This is a genomic window from Mesorhizobium sp. M0664, from assembly GCF_040320565.1.
Taxonomy (GTDB): domain Bacteria; phylum Pseudomonadota; class Alphaproteobacteria; order Rhizobiales; family Rhizobiaceae; genus Mesorhizobium.
The window spans coordinates 68,793-86,669 of sequence record NZ_JAMYPW010000009.1; the positions used below are offsets into that span (position 1 = coordinate 68,793).

Genomic DNA, 17,877 nt, shown 5'->3' on the forward strand with positions numbered 1-17,877 from the left:
TCATCAATCAGTTCAGCGGCAGCGTCATCAGACGGCCGAATTCAGGGCGCGGCTCGTCGTCGTCGCAAAGCCGCAGGCAATTCCAGGCCGTCGCCTGGTTGCTGGTGACGACAGGACGGCCGATGGCTTCTTCCATACCGACAACTGCCGCCGCGGACCGCAGTGCCGTGCAGGAGACAAACAGCGCGTCCGAGTGTTCGGCCGTCGCCTCGCGAGCCAGATCGACCAAGGATTTCGGCGCAATCCGCGCCATCTCGCGATCATCCTCGAAGCCGAGGCAAGTGAAGCTGGCGATTTCGAAACCATGCTCGGTGAAATAGGTCGCCATCGGCCGGCTGGTCTCGACCGTATAAGGGGTAAGAATGCTGATCGTCCTGGCGCCCAGCGCCTTCAGGCCGCGCACCCCGGCCATCGGCGGCGTAACCACCGGCGCACCGGGTTTCGCGGCCTGCACCGCCGCCTCGATTTCGGCATCGCCGATCACGACGGAAGCTGAGGTGCAGGAATAGCAGATCGCATCGAGCGGCTCGTCGGGCAGGATCAGGGCCGCGGCCGCCGTCAGTGACGGCTGCATCTTGCGCAAATTGTCCGGCGTCGTCGGGTTGGCGTAGGGGATGCGTGCGACATAGACCCCGATGCGGTCGCTTGCCACCATGCGGTGAAAATCCGGTTCGCTCGTATGGTCGGTGGCAAGGATGATCAGGCCGACCCGCTTTTCCAGCGGACGCGCATCGAGCGCCGGCCGGGCCGAATGCAGGCGGATTTCGGGTGCAGCGCTCATCGTTCGATCCGCCCATAACGGTGTTCCAGCCAGCGCAGCAGCACCACCGAGAACAGGCTGATGGCGAGGAAGAAGGCGCCGACCAACGTGATCGGTTCGATATACCGATAATAGGTATTGGCGACGCTCTTGGCCTGGTTCATCAGTTCCAGCACGGTGATCGCCGACAGCAGCGGCGTCTCTTTGAACATGGCGATGAAATAATTGGCAAGCGCCGGGATCATCGGCGGGATCGCCTGCGGAATGATGATGTGCGTCCAGGTCTGGGTGGCGTTCAGATTGCAGGCCTTGGCCGCTTCCCACTGGCCGCGCGGAACATTATCGATGCCGGCGCGGTAGACCTCGGCCGTGTAAGTGCCGTAATGCAGCCCGAGACCGATGACGCCCGCGACCAGCGGCGGCAACAGGACGCCAAAATCCGGCAGCACGTAGAAGATGAAATAGAGCTGCACCAACAGCGGTGTGCCACGGATGAACTCGGCAAGGAAACCGACGGTGCGCGACAGAGCCCTGTTCGGCGACCGGCGCGCCAACGCGATGCCCAGCCCGACGATCGCCGCCAGTACCGAGCCGAGCAGCGTCGCCAGGATGGTGATCTTCACCCCCTCGATCAGCGTCGGCAGGATCTGCCGGACAAAATCCCAATCCCATTCCATTATCAGGCCCGATCCATCATACGCGCACCCCGTCGAGGCCACGAGCCATGCGGCGTTCCAGCGACCGCACGCCCCACGAGATGAGCAGCGCCAGGACGAAATAGATGACGAGGATGGTGCTGAACGGCACCAGAGTATTGCCGGTCTGCGAGCGCACCACCTGCGCCTGGAAGGTCAGGTCGGCGAGCGAGATCAGCGAAACGACGGCGGTGGCCTTGAGCAATTCAATGGCGTTGTTGCCGAAGGTCGGCAGCATCACCAGAAGCGCCTGCGGCAGGATGATATGGCGCATGGCTTGCCAGCGGCCGAGATTGAGGGCGGTACAGGCCTCATATTGTTCGCGGCCGATAGACTTGATGGCGCCACGCACCACTTCCGCCGCATAGGCGCCGACATTGAGGCCCAGCGCCAGCACCCCGGCCTGCAGCGGCGTCAGCGAAATGCCGGCAAAGGGCAGCACGAAATAGGCCCAGAACAGCTGCACAAAAATCGAGGTGCCGCGGAAGAACTCGATATAGGCGGTGGCCAGCGCCCGCAGCACGAAAAACCGCGACAGCCGCCCCAGCCCGGCGAGAAAAGCCATGATCAAGGCCAGCACCGACCCCATCAGCGTCAGCTCGATGGTGACAAGCGCTCCTTGCAATATCAGGCCGAAATAGCCGGACCATTGGGTCATTAGGGCTAAGCGTTTCCTCGCTTGGTGATCATTACAGAACGCCGGCGCCGCCCCTCATCCGCCTGCCGGCACCTTCTCCCCGTTATAGGGACGGGGAGAAGGGTGAAGCTCCAGCGTTGGCGCCCCCCTCTCCCCGTTTTTGACGGGGAGAAGCTAGGGTGAGCGGCACTTTTTACTTCGCCGAGCAGAGCTTGTCGCGGCTCGTCGACATTGCCGCCGCCGCCGAGAAGCCGTAAGGCTCGATGATCTTGGCGAACTCGCCGGACTTCTTCAGTTTCGCCAGCTCGACATCATAGGCGTCGCGCAGCGCTTCGTCGCCCTTCTTGAAGGCCGCGCCGTCGCAATAGACCGGCGCACCGACCACCGGCGCGATGACTTCGAGGTTCGGATCATTGGCTTTCTTGACCAGGTCGTTGATCGACAGCACGGGCAGCGAATAAGCATCGATGCGGCCGTCCTGCAGCATCTTCAGGCCGCTCTGGCCGTCCGGCACGACGATGACGCGCTCGCGCGGCACACCTGCGGTGAGCGCCAGCTTCTCTTCAGTGCCGCCACCCGGCGCGCCGATCGTGGCGCTCGCGTCCTTCGCGACGTCCTCGTAGCTCTTGAAGCCCTTCGGGTTGCCCTTCTTCACCAGCATCGCCTCGGCGTCGCACAGCACCGGTTCCGAATAGGCGACCGCAGCACAACGTTCCGGCTTCATGAACAATCCGGCGGTGACGACGTCGAAACGGCCGGCCTGCAAGCCGGGGATCATGGCGCCATATTCCGAGATCGAGGCGACGATATCGTTGACGCCAAGGCGTTTGAAGATTTCACGGGCAACGTCAGGCGCCGCACCCGAAACCTTGCCGTCGGCAGCGACCGCCGTATAGGGCGGCTCGTTGGCGATGGCGACGCGGGCAAAGCCTTGCGCCTTAAGCTCTTCGAGCTTGCTGTCGTCGGCCGAGCCGGCCGTCGAGGCGGCCAGCACCGCCGTCAGCGCAATACCGGCGACGCCGGCCAAAATGGCAAATTTCTTCATTGTTCCCAACTCCTTGTTTGTCTGTCTTCTTGGCTTGCTTGAGGCGTTGCCGCCTCGCATGGCAGTCAGACCCGATGTCCGGCCGCAATGATCTTCTTCAGGAAACCTTGCGTGCGCTCCTGTTTGGGATGGCGGAAAATCTCGTCGGGCTTGCCCTCCTCGACTATTCTGCCGCGATCGAAGAACAGCACCCGGTCGGCGAAGTCATGGGCGAAACCCATCTCGTGGGTGACCAGCAGCATGGTCATGTCGGTCTCGGCGGCGAGCTTGCGCATGACGTTGAGCACCTCGTCGACGAGCTCAGGGTCGAGCGCCGAGGTGACCTCGTCGAACAGCATGATCTTCGGCGACAGCGCCAGCGCCCGCGCAATCGCGACGCGCTGCTTCTGGCCGCCTGAAAGCTGCGCCGGCATCGCCTTGGCCTTGTCGACCATGCCGACCATGTCGAGCAGTTCCATCGCCCGCTTTTCGGCGGCGGCCCGCGGCACGCCTTTGGTCAGCATCGGTGCCAGCGTCACATTGTCGATGACACATTTGTGCGGAAACAGATTGAACAGTTGGAAGACCATGCCGATCTTCTGGCGCATCTTTGCCAAATGCCGTTCATCGGCCGTCAGCAGCCGGCCGTTACGCTCCATGTGGTACAACTGTTCACCGTCGACTTGGATGTGGCCGCTGTCGATACGCTCTAGCGTCATCAGGATGCGCAGAATCGTCGTCTTGCCCGAACCCGATGGACCGATCAGTGCCAGCTTCTCGCCGGGCATGACTTGCATCGAGAGGCCGTCCAGCACCTTGAAGGTGCCGAAGCTTTTCGAAATACCGTCGATCTTGATGATGGGCGCCGACAATGAATTTCCCGTGCTGGAGAAGCTATGCCTTTAACGATGCGGATCGCGGCAAATCATGTCAATCAAGAAAATAATATCATGACAATATTTCGAACTCCGCACAATTCCCCGCCATTTGTTCCCTAGATGGCAAGCAGGAGATGCTCGGGATCGCCGAGCAGAAGCTTGGTGACAACGCCGAGACCGGCACGCAGTTCCCCCTCCGTGGTCGAGCCCAGCGAAATCCGTACGGCTGGATGCCAAGGCATCTGCGAAATGCGAAACGACGTACCGGGCGCAATCGCCACGCCCTGCAGGCGCGCCTGGGACACAAAGCTTTCCTCGCCGCGATCCTCGGGCAGCCGCAGCCAGACATGCAGCCCGTCGCGATGAGCCCGATAGTCCACTCCGGCAAGCACCTCGGCGGCGATGTCCAGACGCCGCCGCAAAGCCAGGCGCTGCCATCGAACGAGTTCCATCGCGGTGCCGTCGGTCACCCATTTGGTGGCGATCTCGGCCACCAGCGGCGTCGCCATCCAGTTCGAGACGAGATGGCGATTGGCGACCGCGGCGACATAACGATCGGGCGCCGCGAGATAGCCGATGCGCAGGCCCGGCACCACGATCTTGGTAAAGGAGGTGACGTAGAGCGTGCGCTCAGGCGCGAAGGCGGCTACCGGCGGCGGCCTGTCCTCGACCAACGGGCCGAGGACGTCGTTTTCGATAATGGCGATGTCATGCCTGCGCGCAACGGCGGCAATCTGTTCGCGCCGGCCGGCATCCATCAGGGTGGCCGTCGGGTTGATCACCGACGGCTGCACGAACACGGCGCGGATGTCCGACAGCCGGCAGGCCTCGTCCAGCGCTTCCGGGATCAGCCCATTGTCGTCGATCGGCAAACCCTCAAGGTTGAAGCCGAGATAACGCGCCAGCGGGATCAGCGTGTGGTGACCGATCGCCTCAGTGGCGACGGTCGAGCCGGGCGGCGCCACGCTCATCAGCGCCACTGTCATCCCTGCGGTGGCGCCGTTGGTCAGGCTGATGTTCTGCGGCGACGCGTCGAGGCCACAGAGGCGCAGCCACTCGACACCCACCGCGCGGTGGCGCGGGAACACCATGTTCGGCCTGAACGACAGCGCCGAGCTCGACGGCAGGTTTTCGGCGAGCCAGCCCAGCGCCTGCCTCAGCCGCTCCAGATGCATCGGTTCGCAGACCGGCTTCAGGATGGAGAGATCGATGAGCTCGCCCAGCCGCTCGGGCAGATAGGGCGGCTCCGGCTCGCGGCGCTGCGTCTGCACGAAGCTGCCGCGGCCGACCTCGCCGGACACCAGCCCGCGGCGAATCAATTCCTCGTAGGCGCGGCTGACCGTCTGCACGGAAAGTTGCAGATCGTCGGCCAGTTGCCGGTGCGTCGGCAAGCGCGCGCCATTGGCCAGGCGCCCGTCGTGGATGGCGCGCGCGAACTGGTCGGCGAGCGATTGATAAGCCGGCCGCCGGATAAGAGCGGGATCTGGTCGCCAAAATGTCATGACTTATTAGAGATCGAAATCAGTGCAATTGACAATCGAAATAATGCGCCGTCATGGTGTCCGGCACTGGAAGTGGGCGATCATGGCTGCAGCGAAACTCGATCCGATCGATCTGAAAATCCTCGACGCCATCCAGCGCGACGGGCGCATCACCAAGCTGGCGCTGGCCGAGAAAGTCGGCCTGTCGCCGACGCCGTGCTGGATGCGGCTGCGCAAGCTGGAAAAGGCCGGCATCGTCTCGGGCTACCATGCCAGGATCGCCATGCGCGCCATCGCGCCGGTCGCTACCGTGCTGATGGAGGTGACGCTTGCCAGCCATCGCCAGGCCGATTTCGACCGTTTCGAGCGCGTCATCCGCGACATCCCCGAGATCGTCGCCTGCTGGTCTGTCGGCGGCGGCGTCGATTACCTGCTGAAGGTGATGGCGCGCGACATCGACGCCTATCAGCGGCTGGTCGACACTCTGCTCGAGCGGGAGATCGGCATCGACCGCTATTTCACATATATCGTCACCAAGACGGTGAAGGAGGAGAGTGTGCTGCCGGTGGCGGACCTGTTGCCGACATCTTCCTGATATCGGAGAGATCGTCTGCGCGCTCGGTGCAATAGAGACAATCTCTCTACGTGCAGGCACGCAAACAGCTTCTCTGTTTGCGCGGCAGAGATAGTCTTGCGGCATCACCCGAACCGGGAGCCCGATGATGTCCGCACATTTTGCCCGCTCGCGGCGCCATGAAGCACTTGACCGCCTCGCCGACCGACGGCTGCTGCGCGAACTCGCCTATGTCGCTGGCCACTGGACGGCGAGCGAGACCGCGGAGAGTTTCGAGGTGACCGATCCGGCCACCGGATCCACCGTCGCTTTCGTTGCCGCGCTCGATGCCCGGCAGACGACATTGGCGATCGATGCGGCATCGCGCGCCTTTCCTGCCTGGCGCGCATTGCTGCCGCAGGAACGGTCGAAAATCTTGCGAAAATGGTTCGATCTGATCGTCGCCGCCAAAAATGACCTGGCCCTGCTGATGACGCTCGAACAAGGCAAGCCGCTGAAGGAATCGCGCGGCGAGATCGACTACGCAGCCTCTTTTGTCGAGTGGTATGCCGAGGAGGCCAAACGTCTCAACGCCGAAAGCGTCACCAGCCATTTGCCAAATGCCGAGATGGTGGTGCGACGCGAACCGCTCGGTGTCGTCGGCGTCGTCACGCCGTGGAATTTTCCAGCGGCCATGCTGACCCGCAAGGCGGCGGCCGCGCTTGCCGCCGGCTGCACCATCGTCGCGCATCCTTCCTCGGAAACGCCGCTGTCGGCACTGGCGCTGGCCGAGCTTGGCGAACGTGCCGGCCTGCCGGCTGGCGTGTTCAACGTCCTCACCGGCAGGGCTTCGACCATCGTCGGGCGGATGTGCGAAGACCCGCGCGTTCGCGCCATGAGCTTCACCGGCTCGACCGAGGTCGGCAGGTTGATCGCCGCGCAGAGTGCGCCGACGATGAAGCGTCTGGTGATGGAACTTGGCGGGCATGCGCCGCTGATCGTCTTTGCCGACGCCGATCTCGACAAGGCGGTGACCATCGCCGTCGACGCCAAATTTGCGACCTCCGGCCAGGACTGCCTCGCCGCCAACCGCATCTATGTCCAGCGTCCGCTCTACGATCGGTTCTGCGCTGCTTTCGCCAAACGCGTCGAGGCATTGCGGACCGGCAATGGCCTCGCTGACGACACCGAAATCGGACCCTTGATGCACGACCGCGCCGTCAAGAAGGTCGAGGAGCAGGTGGCCGATGCGCTCGCCAAAGGCGCGCGTTGCCTGACCGGCGGCAAGCGCCATCCTGCCGGGCCGCTGTTCTACCAGCCGACGCTGCTGGCCGATGTTGACGACGACGCCCTGATCATGCGCGAGGAGACCTTCGGTCCGGTTGCGGCCGTGACGCCCTTCGACAGCGAAGAGGAAGTCGCCGCCCGCGCCAATGCCACCGAGTACGGCCTGGTCGCCTATGTCGTCACTGAAAACGGCGGCCGGCAATTGCGCATGGGCCGCGCGCTCGACTATGGCATGGTCGCCATCAATCGCGTCAGGATCACCGGCGCGCCGATCCCGTTCGGCGGCGTCAAGCAGTCCGGCATCGGCCGGGAGGGCTCGCGTCACGGGCTCGAAGCCTTTACCGATCTCAAATATCTCTGCCTGGACGTGGCCTAGAACCGCGCCCGACACTTTTCCTCAGGAGTAAAAAGATGCTCGACCAGTCAAACGAACTCGCCGCCTGGGACCGCGATCACTTCTTCCATCCCTCGACCCATATGGGCACGCATGCACGGGGTGAATCGCCGACCCGCATCATCGCCGGCGGCGAAGGCGTCACCATCTGGGACAATAACGGTCGCAAGAGCATCGATGCTTTCGCCGGCCTCTACTGCGTCAATGTCGGCTATGGCCGTCAGAAGATCGCCGACGCCATCGCCGCACAGGCCAAGAACCTCGCCTATTATCACGCCTATGTCGGGCACGGCACCGAGGCATCGATCACGCTTTCCAAGATGATCATCGACCGTGCGCCCGAGGGCATGTCGAGGGTCTATTTCGGGCTCTCCGGTTCCGACGCCAACGAAACCAATATCAAGCTGATCTGGTACTACAACAACGTGCTCGGCCGGCCGGAGAAGAAGAAAATCATCTCGCGCTGGCGCGGTTATCACGGCTCCGGCATCATGACCGGATCGCTGACCGGCCTCGACCTGTTCCACAACGCCTTCGACCTGCCGCGTGCGCCGGTCCTGCACACCGAGGCGCCCTACTACTTCCGCCGTGCCGACCGCTCGCTGAGCGAGGAGCAGTTTTCGCAACACTGTGCCGACAAGCTCGAGGAGATGATTCTCGCCGAAGGGCCGGAGACGGTCGCCGCGTTCATCGGTGAGCCTATCCTCGGCACCGGCGGCATCGTGCCGCCGCCGGCCGGCTACTGGGAGAAGATCCAGGCGGTGCTGAAGAAATACGACGTGCTTCTGGTTGCCGACGAGGTCGTCACCGGCTTCGGCCGGCTGGGCACCATGTTCGGCTCCGACCACTACGGCATCAAGCCCGACCTGATCACGATCGCCAAGGGCCTGACCTCGGCCTATGCGCCGCTGTCGGGCGTCATCGTGTCAGACAAGGTCTGGCAGGTGCTGGTGCAGGGTTCAGACAAGCTCGGCTCGCTCGGTCATGGCTGGACCTATTCGGCGCATCCGATCTGCGTCGCCGCCGGCGTCGCCAACCTGGAACTGATCGACGAGATGGACCTGGTGCGGAACGCCGGCGAGACCGGCGCCTATTTCCGCGCCGAGCTGACGAAAGCTGTCGGCGGCCACAAAAACGTCGGCGAGGTGCGCGGCGACGGCATGCTGGCGGCGATCGAGTTCGTCGCCGACAAGAACGATCGCGTATTCTTCGACGCCTCGCATAAAATCGGGCCGCAGGTCGCGACCACCCTTGCGGCAAGCGGCGTCATCGGCCGGGCCATGCCGCAGGGCGACATTCTCGGTTTCGCGCCGCCGCTCTGCCTGACGCGGCAAGAGGCCGATATCGTCGTGTCGAGGACGGCCGACGCGGTGAAGAGCGTGTTTGCAAATATCTGAAGAGCCGACATGAATGCCATGCCCAAGACCCTCCCCGCCACCATGGCCGCCGTGCAACTGATCGGGCACGGCGGACCGGAAAAGCTCGTCTACCGCACCGACGTGAAAGTGCCCTCGCCCGCCCGGGGCGAGGTGCTGGTCAAGGTCACCGCTTGCGGCATGAACAACACCGATGTCTGGGTGCGCCAGGGCGCCTATGGCACGGAGGAGGATGCCGCCGCTGTGTCGACCTGGCGTCGTCAGGGCAATACGCTGAGCTTCCCGCGCATCCAGGGCACCGACACGGTCGGCAACATCATTGCCGTCGGCGACGGCGTGTCGCCGGCCCGCATCGGCGAGCGGGTGATGGTCGATTTCTCCATCTACAATCGCGACGACGATTCACTCGCCGACATCGACTATATGGGCCATGGCCGCGACGGCGGCTATGCTGAATACCAGGCAGTACCGTCCGAAAACGCCCATGTCGTCGACACCGATCTGAGCGATGTCGAGCTTGCCACTTTCTGCTGCGCCTATCTCACCGGCGAGCAGATGCTGGAACGCGCCGCATTGAAAGCCGGCGAGCGTGTGCTTGTCACCGGCGCCTCTGGCGGCGTCGGCTCCGGCATCGTGCAGCTGGCGCGGGCGCGCGGCGCCATTCCCTATGCGGTTGCCGGCAAGGGCAAGGAACAGGCCGTGCGTGAGATCGGCGCCGAGGCGGTGATCACCCGTGGCGTTGCCGATCTGCCGGCCGCCGTCAGCGCGGCGACCGGCGGGCGGCCAATCGACGTGGTCGCCGATCTGGTCGGCGGCGCCATCTTCAATGACCTCTTGCGCATCTTGAGGCCCGAAGGCCGCTACACCACGGCCGGCGCGATCGCCGGCCCGGTCGTCCAGCTCGACCTGCGCACCATGTACCTGAAACAGCTCCAACTGCATGGCTCGAGCCAAGGCACGCGGGCGGATTTCCGCCGCATCGTGCGTTACATCGAGGACAAGAAAATCCGGCCGCTGGTCGGCGGCGTCTACCGGCTCTCCGATTTCCACCGTGCACAGGCGGATTTCATCGGCAAGGATTTCGTCGGCAAGCTGGTGGTCGTACCGGATGCGGCCGCCAAATAGCGCGTCGACCACAAACGCCTATGACAGGCTCGGGCCGTTCGCGGACGCGGTGAGGTCGAGCGCCACATCCAAGCAGCGTTTTCGTGATGGCTTTGTTTATCTGAATGAGCAAAACCCATTCTGATTTGGCTGCACGCCGGCAACAAGGATTCCTGACCCTCTCCTGCGTTATAAGATTTTCGCGATTTTCTTATAACCTCGCTTGCGTCCCTTGAGGTCATGCCGCTATAAGAGAACCGCATTTTTCTTATAACCGGAGCCGCCCGACATGAAGACGGTCGACCTCGTTTACCGCACGATGTATGCGGAACTCGTCCAGCGATCCTTGGACGCAGCCTTCGAAACGGATTTCCCTACGACGGGCAATCTCGTCAAGGTGCCCGTCAAGGGCAAGGTATACTGGTATTTCGAGGAAACGCAGCCGACGAAGACGCGACGGTATGTCGGGCCTGACAGCGATCCCGAGATTGCAAAACGCGTCGAATCCTTCCGTCAGATCAAGGACGACCTCCGCGCCCGCAGGAAGCTGGTATCCACGCTCGTGCGCGAGGCAGGGCTAACAGAGCCCGAAAGGTTCACCGGGGATGTCGTCGAGGCGCTGGGGAAGGCTGACATCTTCCGCTTGCGCGGCGTCCTGGTCGGCACAGTCGCCTTTCAGTCCTACGCTGGCTATCTGGGCGTGAAGCTGCCCGGTGCAGCGTTGCAGACGGGCGATGCAGACTTCGCCCTATTCCATTCCGCGTCGGCCGCGGTCGAGGACAGCCTGCCGCCCATCCTCGAAATCTTGAGGGAGATCGACCCAACCTTCAGGGAAATCCCTCACAGATCAGATCCCGGACACGCGACGCAATTCGAGAACGCAGTCCGATACAAGGTCGAGTTCCTTACACCGAATACGGGCAGCGATGACTACGCCGATCATGCAACCTCGATGCCGTCTTTGGGCGGTGCATCCGCGCAGCCTCTTCGGTTTCTCGATTTCCTGATCCACGAACCAATCAGAACTGTGCTGCTGCATCGATCGGGAGTGCCTGTCGTGGTACCGTCGCCCGGACGATATGCGGTTCACAAGCTGATCGTTGCCTCGCGCCGACAGAACAACGCAAACGGCGTGGGCAAGCGGGAAAAGGATGTCCACCAGGCAGCACTTCTGGTCGAGGCACTGGAAGCTACCCGTCGCCAGGACGATCTCGCCATCGCGTTTTCGGAAGCGTGGGACAGGGGGAAACATTGGCGTGAAGCGATACAAAAAGGACTTGGCTTGATTCCCCAGAAACAGCGTGGCGACATCGAGGCGACGATCGTCAACGCACTTTCAGGAATCGGCGAAGAACTGGAAGGATTTAGCGGCTCATCTGCGAAAACAAAGCACGGAGACTAAAAGTAACGGTGTGGAGGGTAACCTTCTGCCAGCCGTCGCCGAGGCGTTTTTGTTTTCAGGTTTCAAAATCGACTTTGCCTATTCAGCTCTGCGATCGGACCTGCTTGGCGGCAGCCTCGAGCGACCGTTCAAACGCGTCGATCAACTGGTCGACCTGCGGCTCGGTGATGATCAGCGGCGGGCAGAAAGCCAGCGCATCGCCCATATTGCGCGAGATGACGCCGTTCTGCTGCATGAAACCGTTGACGAGTCCGCCCAAGGCACCAACCGTGCCCCACGGCGCCTTGTTTGCCTTGTCGCCGACCAGTTCGACCGCCGAAATCAGGCCGATGCCGCGCACCTCGCCGACAAGCGGGTGCGAAGCGAGCGTGCGCAGCCGCTTCTGCATATGCGCGCCGACCGCACGCGCATTGCCGACAAGGTCGCGCTCCTCGATCAGCTTCAGGTTCTCGAGCGCGACCGCTGCCGCAACGGGATGGCCGCCGCCGGTGAAACCGTGGCCGAAGGTGCCGATACGGTTGCTTTCGTCGGCGATCGGCTCGAATACCTTGTCATTGATCAGCAGGGCCGAGATCGGCAGGTAGGACGAAGAGATCTGTTTCGATAACACCATGATGTCGGGCCTGATGCCGAAGGTCTGCGAGCCGAACATCTCACCTGTTCGGCCAAAGCCGCAGATCACCTCGTCGGCGATGAGCAGGATGTCGTATCTCGATAGCACCGCCTGTATCTTCTCCCAGTAGCCGGCCGGCGGAACGATGACGCCGCCGGCGCCCATGATCGGTTCGCCGAAAAAGGCGGCGATGGTTTCCGGTCCTTCGGCCAGGATCAGCTTTTCCAGCTCGTCGGCAAGCCGCGTCGAAAACAGCTCTTCGCTTTCACCCGGCAGCGCCTCGCGCCAATGGTGCGGCGTCGAGGTGTGCAGCACATTGGCGATCGGCAGATCGAACGAAGTGTGGTTGTTGGGCAGTCCGGTCAGGCTCGCCGAGGCGATAGTGACGCCGTGATAGCCCTTCTTGCGGCTGATGATCTTCTTGCGCGCCGGCTGGCCGAGCGCATTCGACCGGTACCAGATCATCTTCATGGCCGTATCGTTGGCCTCGGAGCCGGAATTGGTGAAATACGCCTTGCTCATCGGCACCGGCGCCATCTGCACCAGTCTCTCGGCGAGATCGATCAGCGGCGAATGCGATTTGGAGCCGAAATCGTGATAGTAAGGCAGCTTCGACATTTGCCGTACTGCCGCATCGACCAGCCGCTTCTCCGAAAAGCCGACCGCGACGCTCCAGAGCCCCGCCATCGCCTCGATATAGCGGTTGCCGGCAAGGTCCTCGACATAGATGCCGTCGCCCTTCTCGATGACGAGCGGCCCCGACTCCTGATGCTTGCGCGCATTCGTATAGCCATGCATGTGAAAGCTTATGTCGCGGGCTTCGGGTGAATTCGGTCGTGCGTCCATGACGGCTCCTGATGCTGACGCGGAACAATCCTGCCGCCGGTCCGGCTCGGCAGGTCCCCGTGCGTTATGCCGTTTGATGCATCTTTCTCGAACGGTATAGTGTCAAGCGCTTTCGGCAGGGCCAGCGGATGGATGGACGCATGCAGAACTTCGGCTTGACCTAACCGTGGACCATGTCGACTGCATTGTCGCCGGCGCCGGCGTTGTTGGCCTGGCGATCACGCGAGAGATGGCGCAGCGCGGCATCGATACGCTGGTCCTGGAAGCCGAGAACGCTATCGGCACCGGGACAAGCTCGCGCAATTCCGAGGTCATCCATGCCGGCCTCCACTATCCGGTTGGATCGCTGAAAGCCCGGTTCTGCGTGGCCGGCCGGGAAAGACTCTATCGCTATTGCGAGGAGCGGGCGGTCCCACACGCGCGCTGCGGCAAGCTCATCGTTGCCACAAGTGCCGAACAGGAGCCGGTGCTCGCCTCAATCCGGGCCAATGCACGCGCTTGCGGCGCCGGCGACCTGTTGCGCTTGAGCGAAGCCGAGGCGCATACGCTGGAGCCCAGCCTTAAGTGCACGGCGGCGCTGCTGTCGCCCGCCACCGGCATCATCGACAGCCATGCCCTGATGCTCGCCCTGTTGGGCGACGCCGAGGAGCACGGGGCGGCACTTAGTCTCAACACGCGCATCGCCTCCGGCCGCATCGAAGCAGGCCGCGTCGTGCTCGAGACGGTGGACGCTGCCGGCGGCGAGCGCTTCGAGATCGCCACTCCGCGTTTCGTCAATGCCGCCGGGCTTGGCGCCGCAGCACTTGCCGGTTCGCTTGAAGGGCTCAATCAGCAATTGGTGCCAAAGCTCCATTATGCCAAGGGCAATTATTTTTCGGCGGCCGGACGGGCGCCGTTCTCGCGATTGGTCTATCCGGTGCCCGAACCCGGCGGGCTCGGTGTTCATCTGACACTCGACCTTGATGGCGTCGCCCGCTTCGGGCCGGACGTCGAATGGATCGATCAACTCGACTACCGCGTCGACCCGGCTCGTGGCGAGCGCTTCTACAGCGAGATCCGCAAATACTGGCCGGACCTGGCCGATGGCAGCCTGCAACCCGCTTACAGCGGCATCCGGCCAAAACTGTCCGGTCCCGGTGAGGCCAATGCCGACTTCGTCGTCCAGGACGTGGCGGTGCACGGCGTGGATAGCCTGGTCAACCTGTTCGGCATCGAAAGCCCCGGCCTGACCTCCTGCCTGACGATTGCCGACCACGTCGCGCAGTGCCTCGCGCCGAAGTTGTAGCGTGCGGCGCCCCGCGCCGCGATCTGCACTGTATCAAGGCGCATTGCGTGAACTTTCAGACGCAAGTCGCCTATGAGGCACATCGCGCACTTGCAGCCCGCTCCGCGCTCTGATTCCCTGCATTCTGGGGCTGTCCTGATTCGCACTGCCCGGTTCAGAGTTTTCGCAGTGCGCCCGGGACAAGCTTCCAGCGACCACTCGGCGTATCCAGGGAGAACGGCAATGAACACCGCGACGAGGCCGGTAATCTCGGAGATGAGGCCCAAGATCACCGTCGTCGGGGTCGGCGGCGGCGGCGGCAACGCCGTCAACAACATGATCGCCGAAGGCCTGCAGGGCGCGGAATTCATCGTCGCCAACACCGATGCCCAGGCCCTTGCCATGTCGAAGGCAACGAGGCTGATCCAGTTGGGCGCTCATATCACCGAAGGTCTCGGCGCCGGGTCCCTGCCCGAGGTCGGCCGTGCCGCGGCCGTGGAATCCATCGACGAGATCATGGATCACCTTGCTGGAACGCACATGTGCTTCGTGACCGCCGGCATGGGAGGCGGAACCGGCACTGGTGCCGCGCCTGTTATAGCACAGGCAGCGCGGGCAGCCGGAATACTGACCGTTGCCGTCGTCACCAAGCCATTCGTCTTCGAAGGCAGGCGCCGCATGTACGCTGCCGATGAGGGCATCGAGCGCCTGCGCGAAAGCGCCGATACCGTCATCGTCATTCCCAACCAGAACCTGTTCAGGATCGCCGACGCCAGAACCACGTTCGCCGACGCCTTCGCCATGGCCGACCGGGTCCTCTATGCGGGTGTCGGCTGCATCACCGATCTGATCGTCAAGGAAGGCCTGATCAATCTCGACTTCGCCGATGTGAAGTCAGTGATGCGCGACATGGGCCGCGCCATGATGGGAACCGGCGAAGCCGCCGGAGAAGGCCGTGCCAAGAAGGCAGCGGAAGCGGCAATCGCCAACCCGCTGCTCGACGAAGCTTCGATGATGGGCGCCAAGGGCGTCCTTGTCTCGATATCGGGCGGCATGGACATGACGCTGTTCGAGGTCGACGAAGCCGCTACCCGCATCCGCGAGGAGGTCGACAACGATGCCGACATCATCGTCGGCGCCATCTTCGACAAGGCACTCGCCGGAAAATTCAGGGTATCGGTCGTGGCGACCGGCTTGCGGCGTGGCCTGGAGATTCCACTGCTTGCCGAACCGGAAGTTCGCATGAACTGAACAGCGTTATCGCGTGCGGTTCGCTCAGCTGATTGCCAGCCTCGCGTCACCACGGCCGCGCGCCGTCGATGACTTCCATGGCGCGTGCAGCAAAACGGCCGGCCAGGGGTGCCACGTCGGCCGCATCGGCCGCAACCGCGCTGCCGGCCAGCACGCGGTCGGCGATGCCGACGAAGATCACGGCAAAGCGGAACATGGCAAACACCAGATGGAACCGCTGGAGCGGCGCCGTCGGCACGGCGTGGGCGAAGTAATGATCGAGGAATTCGCGCTGTGTCGGAATCCCGAGGGCTGCCTGATCAAGGCCGAGGATGCCGCCATATTCGTCCGATGAGGAATGCCAGGGCATCGAGCAGAAGCCGAGATCAGCAAGCGGATGGCCGAGGGTCGATAACTCCCAGTCGAGTATGCCGATCACCTCGGGCCGCTCGGGATGGAAGATGAGATTGCCGAGACGGAAATCGCCATGCGCGATCGAAACGTGGCCGTCATCTGGCGGAAGATGTCGCGGCAGCCATTCGGCGACGGCTTCGAGCGCGGTAATGCGCTCACTCGGCGATTCCCGCAACTGTCTGGTCCAGCGCGCGATCTGTCGCTCAAAATAGTTCCCGGGACGGCCATAGTCGCCGAGCCCAACCTCTTCCGGCCGGACTGCGTGCAGCTTTGCCAGCGCCTCGGCCATGCCGAAATAGATGCCGCGCCGCTCGTCCGGCGCCAGTCCCGGCAACGCGCCATCGTGGAACACCCGGCCGTCGAGCCGCGGCATCAGATAGAACGGCGTGCCGAGCGGCTCGTCGCCGTCGTGATAGAGCACCGGCCGCGGCACCGGCACCTTTGTCGATGCTAGCGCCTCGATCACCCGGTACTCGCGATCGACCGCATGAGCGCCGCGCAGGATCGGTCCCGGAGGTTTCTTGCGCAGAACCATGCGGCGGCCGCCATAGTCGACGAAGTAGGTCGGGTTGGATTGGCCGCCGACGATCCGCTCAAGCGACATTTGGCCATCGCCAAAATGCGCTCTCAGAAAATCCTCCAGGCGTACCGGATCGAAATCCATCCTCATTGCCGGCTCAGCGGTTCCCGCCGCGACCTGTTTCGTCTTGTCTGCCGGCTTCGACATGCCAGCGCCAGAAGCCCACACCTTCCTCGTTGAGAAAGCGGTTGAGCACCATCTTGTGGACCTCGTCGGCGCCGTCGACCAGGCGAGCCTGGCGGGCGTAGCGGTAGATCCATTCGAGTACAGTGTCTTTCGAATAGCCGCGGACGCCGTTGATCTGGATCGCCACGTCGGCGGCGTCATGCAGCACGTTGGCGACCTGGATCTTGGCCATGGAGACCTCCTTGCGGGCAAAGCCACCGCGATCGAGCTCCCAGGCCGCCTTCATCACCAGCAGCCGCCCGATCTCGATGCGCATGGCAAGGTCGCCGAGCAACAGCTGGATACTCTCACGGTCGGCCAAAAGCTGCCCGAAACCGCTACGCTCGGCGGCATAGGCGCGCGCGATCTCGATGCAGCGCTTGGCAAGACCGAGCCAGCGCATGCAATGGGTGAGCCGCGCCGGACCGAGCCGGACCTGGGTAACCCGGAGGCCGCTGCCTTCGCCGGCAAGCACGTCCTCGACCGGGACTTCCAGGCCGTCGAACTCCAGCTCGCAATGGCCGCCATGTTCTTCCGGTCCCATGATTTCGATGCGCCGCACGATCCGCCAGCCCGGCTGGTCCTTGTGGAACAGCAAGGCCGAAAGGCCGTGACGCGGATCGTCCGAAGTGCGCGCAATGAGAATGAAGTGGCTCGCCTCTTGCGCGCCGGTGATGAACCATTTGCGGCCTGTGACGACATATCTGTCGCCACGCCGTTCGGCTCTGGTCATGATCATCGACGGGTCGGAGCCGCCGCCCGGGTGCGGTTCCGTCATTGCAAAGGCCGAGCGCACCTTGCCCTCGACGATCGGTTTCAGCCATCTTTGCTTCTGCTCAGGCGTTCCCAACCGTTCCAGCATCATCATATTGCCATCGTCGGGGGCCGCGGAATTGAACACGACCGGACCGAAGATCGAGCGGTTCATCTCTTCATAGCAGACGGCCATATCCACCTTGGAAAGGCCGGCCCCGCCGGTCTCGGGTTTGAGCTGCAGGCACCACAGGCCGGCTGCTTTCGCCTTGCCGCGCAGCGTTTCAAGCAGCGGCAGTGCAATATTGCCATGGCCGTCATAGCAAGCCTTGTCAGCCTCGAGCGGCAGGATTTCGCGCTCGACGAAATCGGCGATCCGGCTGCGGAAGGCCTCGGTTCGGACGGAAATGTCGAAATTCAT

16 protein-coding genes are annotated in these 17,877 nt (G+C 63.1%); 7 read left to right on the forward strand and 9 right to left on the reverse strand.

What is annotated here, in order from left to right:
* Positions 1-7 precede the first annotated feature (7 nt).
* The 6 genes from eutA to ehuR all read right to left on the reverse strand — a co-directional run bounded on the left by eutA (position 8) and on the right by ehuR (position 5,496).
* Positions 8-781: an ectoine utilization protein EutA gene (gene eutA, locus NKI39_RS12510; RefSeq protein WP_352832081.1), complete on the reverse strand. Its 774-nt coding sequence runs from the start codon at positions 779-781 to the stop codon at positions 8-10.
* The gene (gene ehuD / locus NKI39_RS12515; RefSeq protein WP_352467665.1) at positions 778-1,437 is read right to left on the reverse strand and encodes an ectoine/hydroxyectoine ABC transporter permease subunit EhuD; all 660 of its coding nucleotides are present in this window, start codon (positions 1,435-1,437) and stop codon (positions 778-780) included. Before ehuD ends, eutA begins: the two co-directional genes overlap by 4 nt.
* A 16-nt stretch (positions 1,438-1,453) precedes the next feature.
* A complete protein-coding gene (gene ehuC / locus NKI39_RS12520) occupies positions 1,454-2,113 on the reverse strand; it encodes an ectoine/hydroxyectoine ABC transporter permease subunit EhuC (RefSeq protein ID WP_023720654.1) in 660 nt (219 codons plus the stop codon).
* A 172-nt stretch (positions 2,114-2,285) separates the two neighbouring features.
* Positions 2,286-3,137, reverse strand: a complete 852-nt coding sequence (gene ehuB, locus NKI39_RS12525; protein WP_023677200.1) for an ectoine/hydroxyectoine ABC transporter substrate-binding protein EhuB — start codon at positions 3,135-3,137, stop codon at positions 2,286-2,288.
* 65 nt (positions 3,138-3,202) lie between these two features.
* Complete coding sequence (gene ehuA, locus NKI39_RS12530; RefSeq protein WP_023677199.1) at positions 3,203-3,988, reverse strand: ectoine/hydroxyectoine ABC transporter ATP-binding protein EhuA; 786 nt, start codon at positions 3,986-3,988, stop codon at positions 3,203-3,205.
* A 122-nt stretch (positions 3,989-4,110) separates the two neighbouring features.
* On the reverse strand, positions 4,111-5,496 hold the full coding sequence (gene ehuR, locus NKI39_RS12535; RefSeq protein ID WP_352832084.1) for a MocR-like ectoine utilization transcription factor EhuR: 1,386 nt from the start codon (positions 5,494-5,496) through the stop codon (positions 4,111-4,113).
* Positions 5,497-5,578: 82 nt separating this feature from the next.
* Between ehuR and NKI39_RS12540 the strand changes: the two genes are divergently transcribed.
* The 5 genes from NKI39_RS12540 to NKI39_RS12560 all read left to right on the forward strand — a co-directional run bounded on the left by NKI39_RS12540 (position 5,579) and on the right by NKI39_RS12560 (position 11,591).
* A complete protein-coding gene (locus NKI39_RS12540) occupies positions 5,579-6,070 on the forward strand; it encodes an Lrp/AsnC family transcriptional regulator (protein WP_352832087.1) in 492 nt (163 codons plus the stop codon).
* 127 nt (positions 6,071-6,197) lie between these two features.
* Complete coding sequence (locus NKI39_RS12545) at positions 6,198-7,691, forward strand: NAD-dependent succinate-semialdehyde dehydrogenase (protein WP_352832089.1); 1,494 nt, start codon at positions 6,198-6,200, stop codon at positions 7,689-7,691.
* 35 nt (positions 7,692-7,726) lie between these two features.
* A complete protein-coding gene (locus NKI39_RS12550; protein WP_352832092.1) occupies positions 7,727-9,106 on the forward strand; it encodes an aspartate aminotransferase family protein in 1,380 nt (459 codons plus the stop codon).
* A gap of 9 nt (positions 9,107-9,115) precedes the next feature.
* On the forward strand, positions 9,116-10,210 hold the full coding sequence (locus NKI39_RS12555) for an alcohol dehydrogenase family protein (RefSeq protein WP_352832093.1): 1,095 nt from the start codon (positions 9,116-9,118) through the stop codon (positions 10,208-10,210).
* Between the two features lie 268 nt (positions 10,211-10,478).
* Positions 10,479-11,591: a nucleotidyltransferase family protein gene (locus NKI39_RS12560; RefSeq protein ID WP_352832096.1), complete on the forward strand. Its 1,113-nt coding sequence runs from the start codon at positions 10,479-10,481 to the stop codon at positions 11,589-11,591.
* 82 nt (positions 11,592-11,673) lie between these two features.
* Here NKI39_RS12560 and NKI39_RS12565 read toward each other — a convergent pair whose 3' ends face one another.
* Positions 11,674-13,050 (reverse strand): aspartate aminotransferase family protein, encoded by a 1,377-nt coding sequence (locus NKI39_RS12565; RefSeq protein ID WP_352832099.1) that lies wholly within the window; start codon positions 13,048-13,050, stop codon positions 11,674-11,676.
* 166 nt (positions 13,051-13,216) lie between these two features.
* Between NKI39_RS12565 and NKI39_RS12570 the strand changes: the two genes are divergently transcribed.
* Complete coding sequence (locus NKI39_RS12570) at positions 13,217-14,335, forward strand: NAD(P)/FAD-dependent oxidoreductase (protein ID WP_352832102.1); 1,119 nt, start codon at positions 13,217-13,219, stop codon at positions 14,333-14,335.
* A gap of 222 nt (positions 14,336-14,557) precedes the next feature.
* A complete protein-coding gene (gene ftsZ / locus NKI39_RS12575) occupies positions 14,558-15,565 on the forward strand; it encodes a cell division protein FtsZ (RefSeq protein WP_023677189.1) in 1,008 nt (335 codons plus the stop codon).
* A gap of 46 nt (positions 15,566-15,611) precedes the next feature.
* Here ftsZ and NKI39_RS12580 read toward each other — a convergent pair whose 3' ends face one another.
* Positions 15,612-16,628, reverse strand: coding sequence for a phosphotransferase family protein (locus NKI39_RS12580; RefSeq protein ID WP_352832137.1), 1,017 nt, complete (start codon positions 16,626-16,628; stop codon positions 15,612-15,614).
* A gap of 7 nt (positions 16,629-16,635) precedes the next feature.
* Complete coding sequence (locus NKI39_RS12585) at positions 16,636-17,877, reverse strand: acyl-CoA dehydrogenase family protein (protein ID WP_352832140.1); 1,242 nt, start codon at positions 17,875-17,877, stop codon at positions 16,636-16,638.

Coding starts and splice junctions, on each gene's coding strand:
- eutA (WP_352832081.1), bottom strand. CDS start 781: ATGAGCGCTGCACCCGAAATCCGCCTGCATTCGGCCCGGCCGGCGCTC.
- ehuD (WP_352467665.1), bottom strand. CDS start 1,437: ATGGAATGGGATTGGGATTTTGTCCGGCAGATCCTGCCGACGCTGATC.
- ehuC (WP_023720654.1), bottom strand. CDS start 2,113: ATGACCCAATGGTCCGGCTATTTCGGCCTGATATTGCAAGGAGCGCTT.
- ehuB (WP_023677200.1), bottom strand. CDS start 3,137: ATGAAGAAATTTGCCATTTTGGCCGGCGTCGCCGGTATTGCGCTGACG.
- ehuR (WP_352832084.1), bottom strand. CDS start 5,496: ATGACATTTTGGCGACCAGATCCCGCTCTTATCCGGCGGCCGGCTTAT.
- NKI39_RS12540 (WP_352832087.1), top strand. CDS start 5,579: ATGGCTGCAGCGAAACTCGATCCGATCGATCTGAAAATCCTCGACGCC.
- NKI39_RS12545 (WP_352832089.1), top strand. CDS start 6,198: ATGTCCGCACATTTTGCCCGCTCGCGGCGCCATGAAGCACTTGACCGC.
- NKI39_RS12550 (WP_352832092.1), top strand. CDS start 7,727: ATGCTCGACCAGTCAAACGAACTCGCCGCCTGGGACCGCGATCACTTC.
- NKI39_RS12555 (WP_352832093.1), top strand. CDS start 9,116: ATGAATGCCATGCCCAAGACCCTCCCCGCCACCATGGCCGCCGTGCAA.
- NKI39_RS12560 (WP_352832096.1), top strand. CDS start 10,479: ATGAAGACGGTCGACCTCGTTTACCGCACGATGTATGCGGAACTCGTC.
- NKI39_RS12565 (WP_352832099.1), bottom strand. CDS start 13,050: ATGGACGCACGACCGAATTCACCCGAAGCCCGCGACATAAGCTTTCAC.
- ftsZ (WP_023677189.1), top strand. CDS start 14,558: ATGAACACCGCGACGAGGCCGGTAATCTCGGAGATGAGGCCCAAGATC.
- NKI39_RS12580 (WP_352832137.1), bottom strand. CDS start 16,628: ATGAGGATGGATTTCGATCCGGTACGCCTGGAGGATTTTCTGAGAGCG.
- NKI39_RS12585 (WP_352832140.1), bottom strand. CDS start 17,877: ATGAATTTCGACATTTCCGTCCGAACCGAGGCCTTCCGCAGCCGGATC.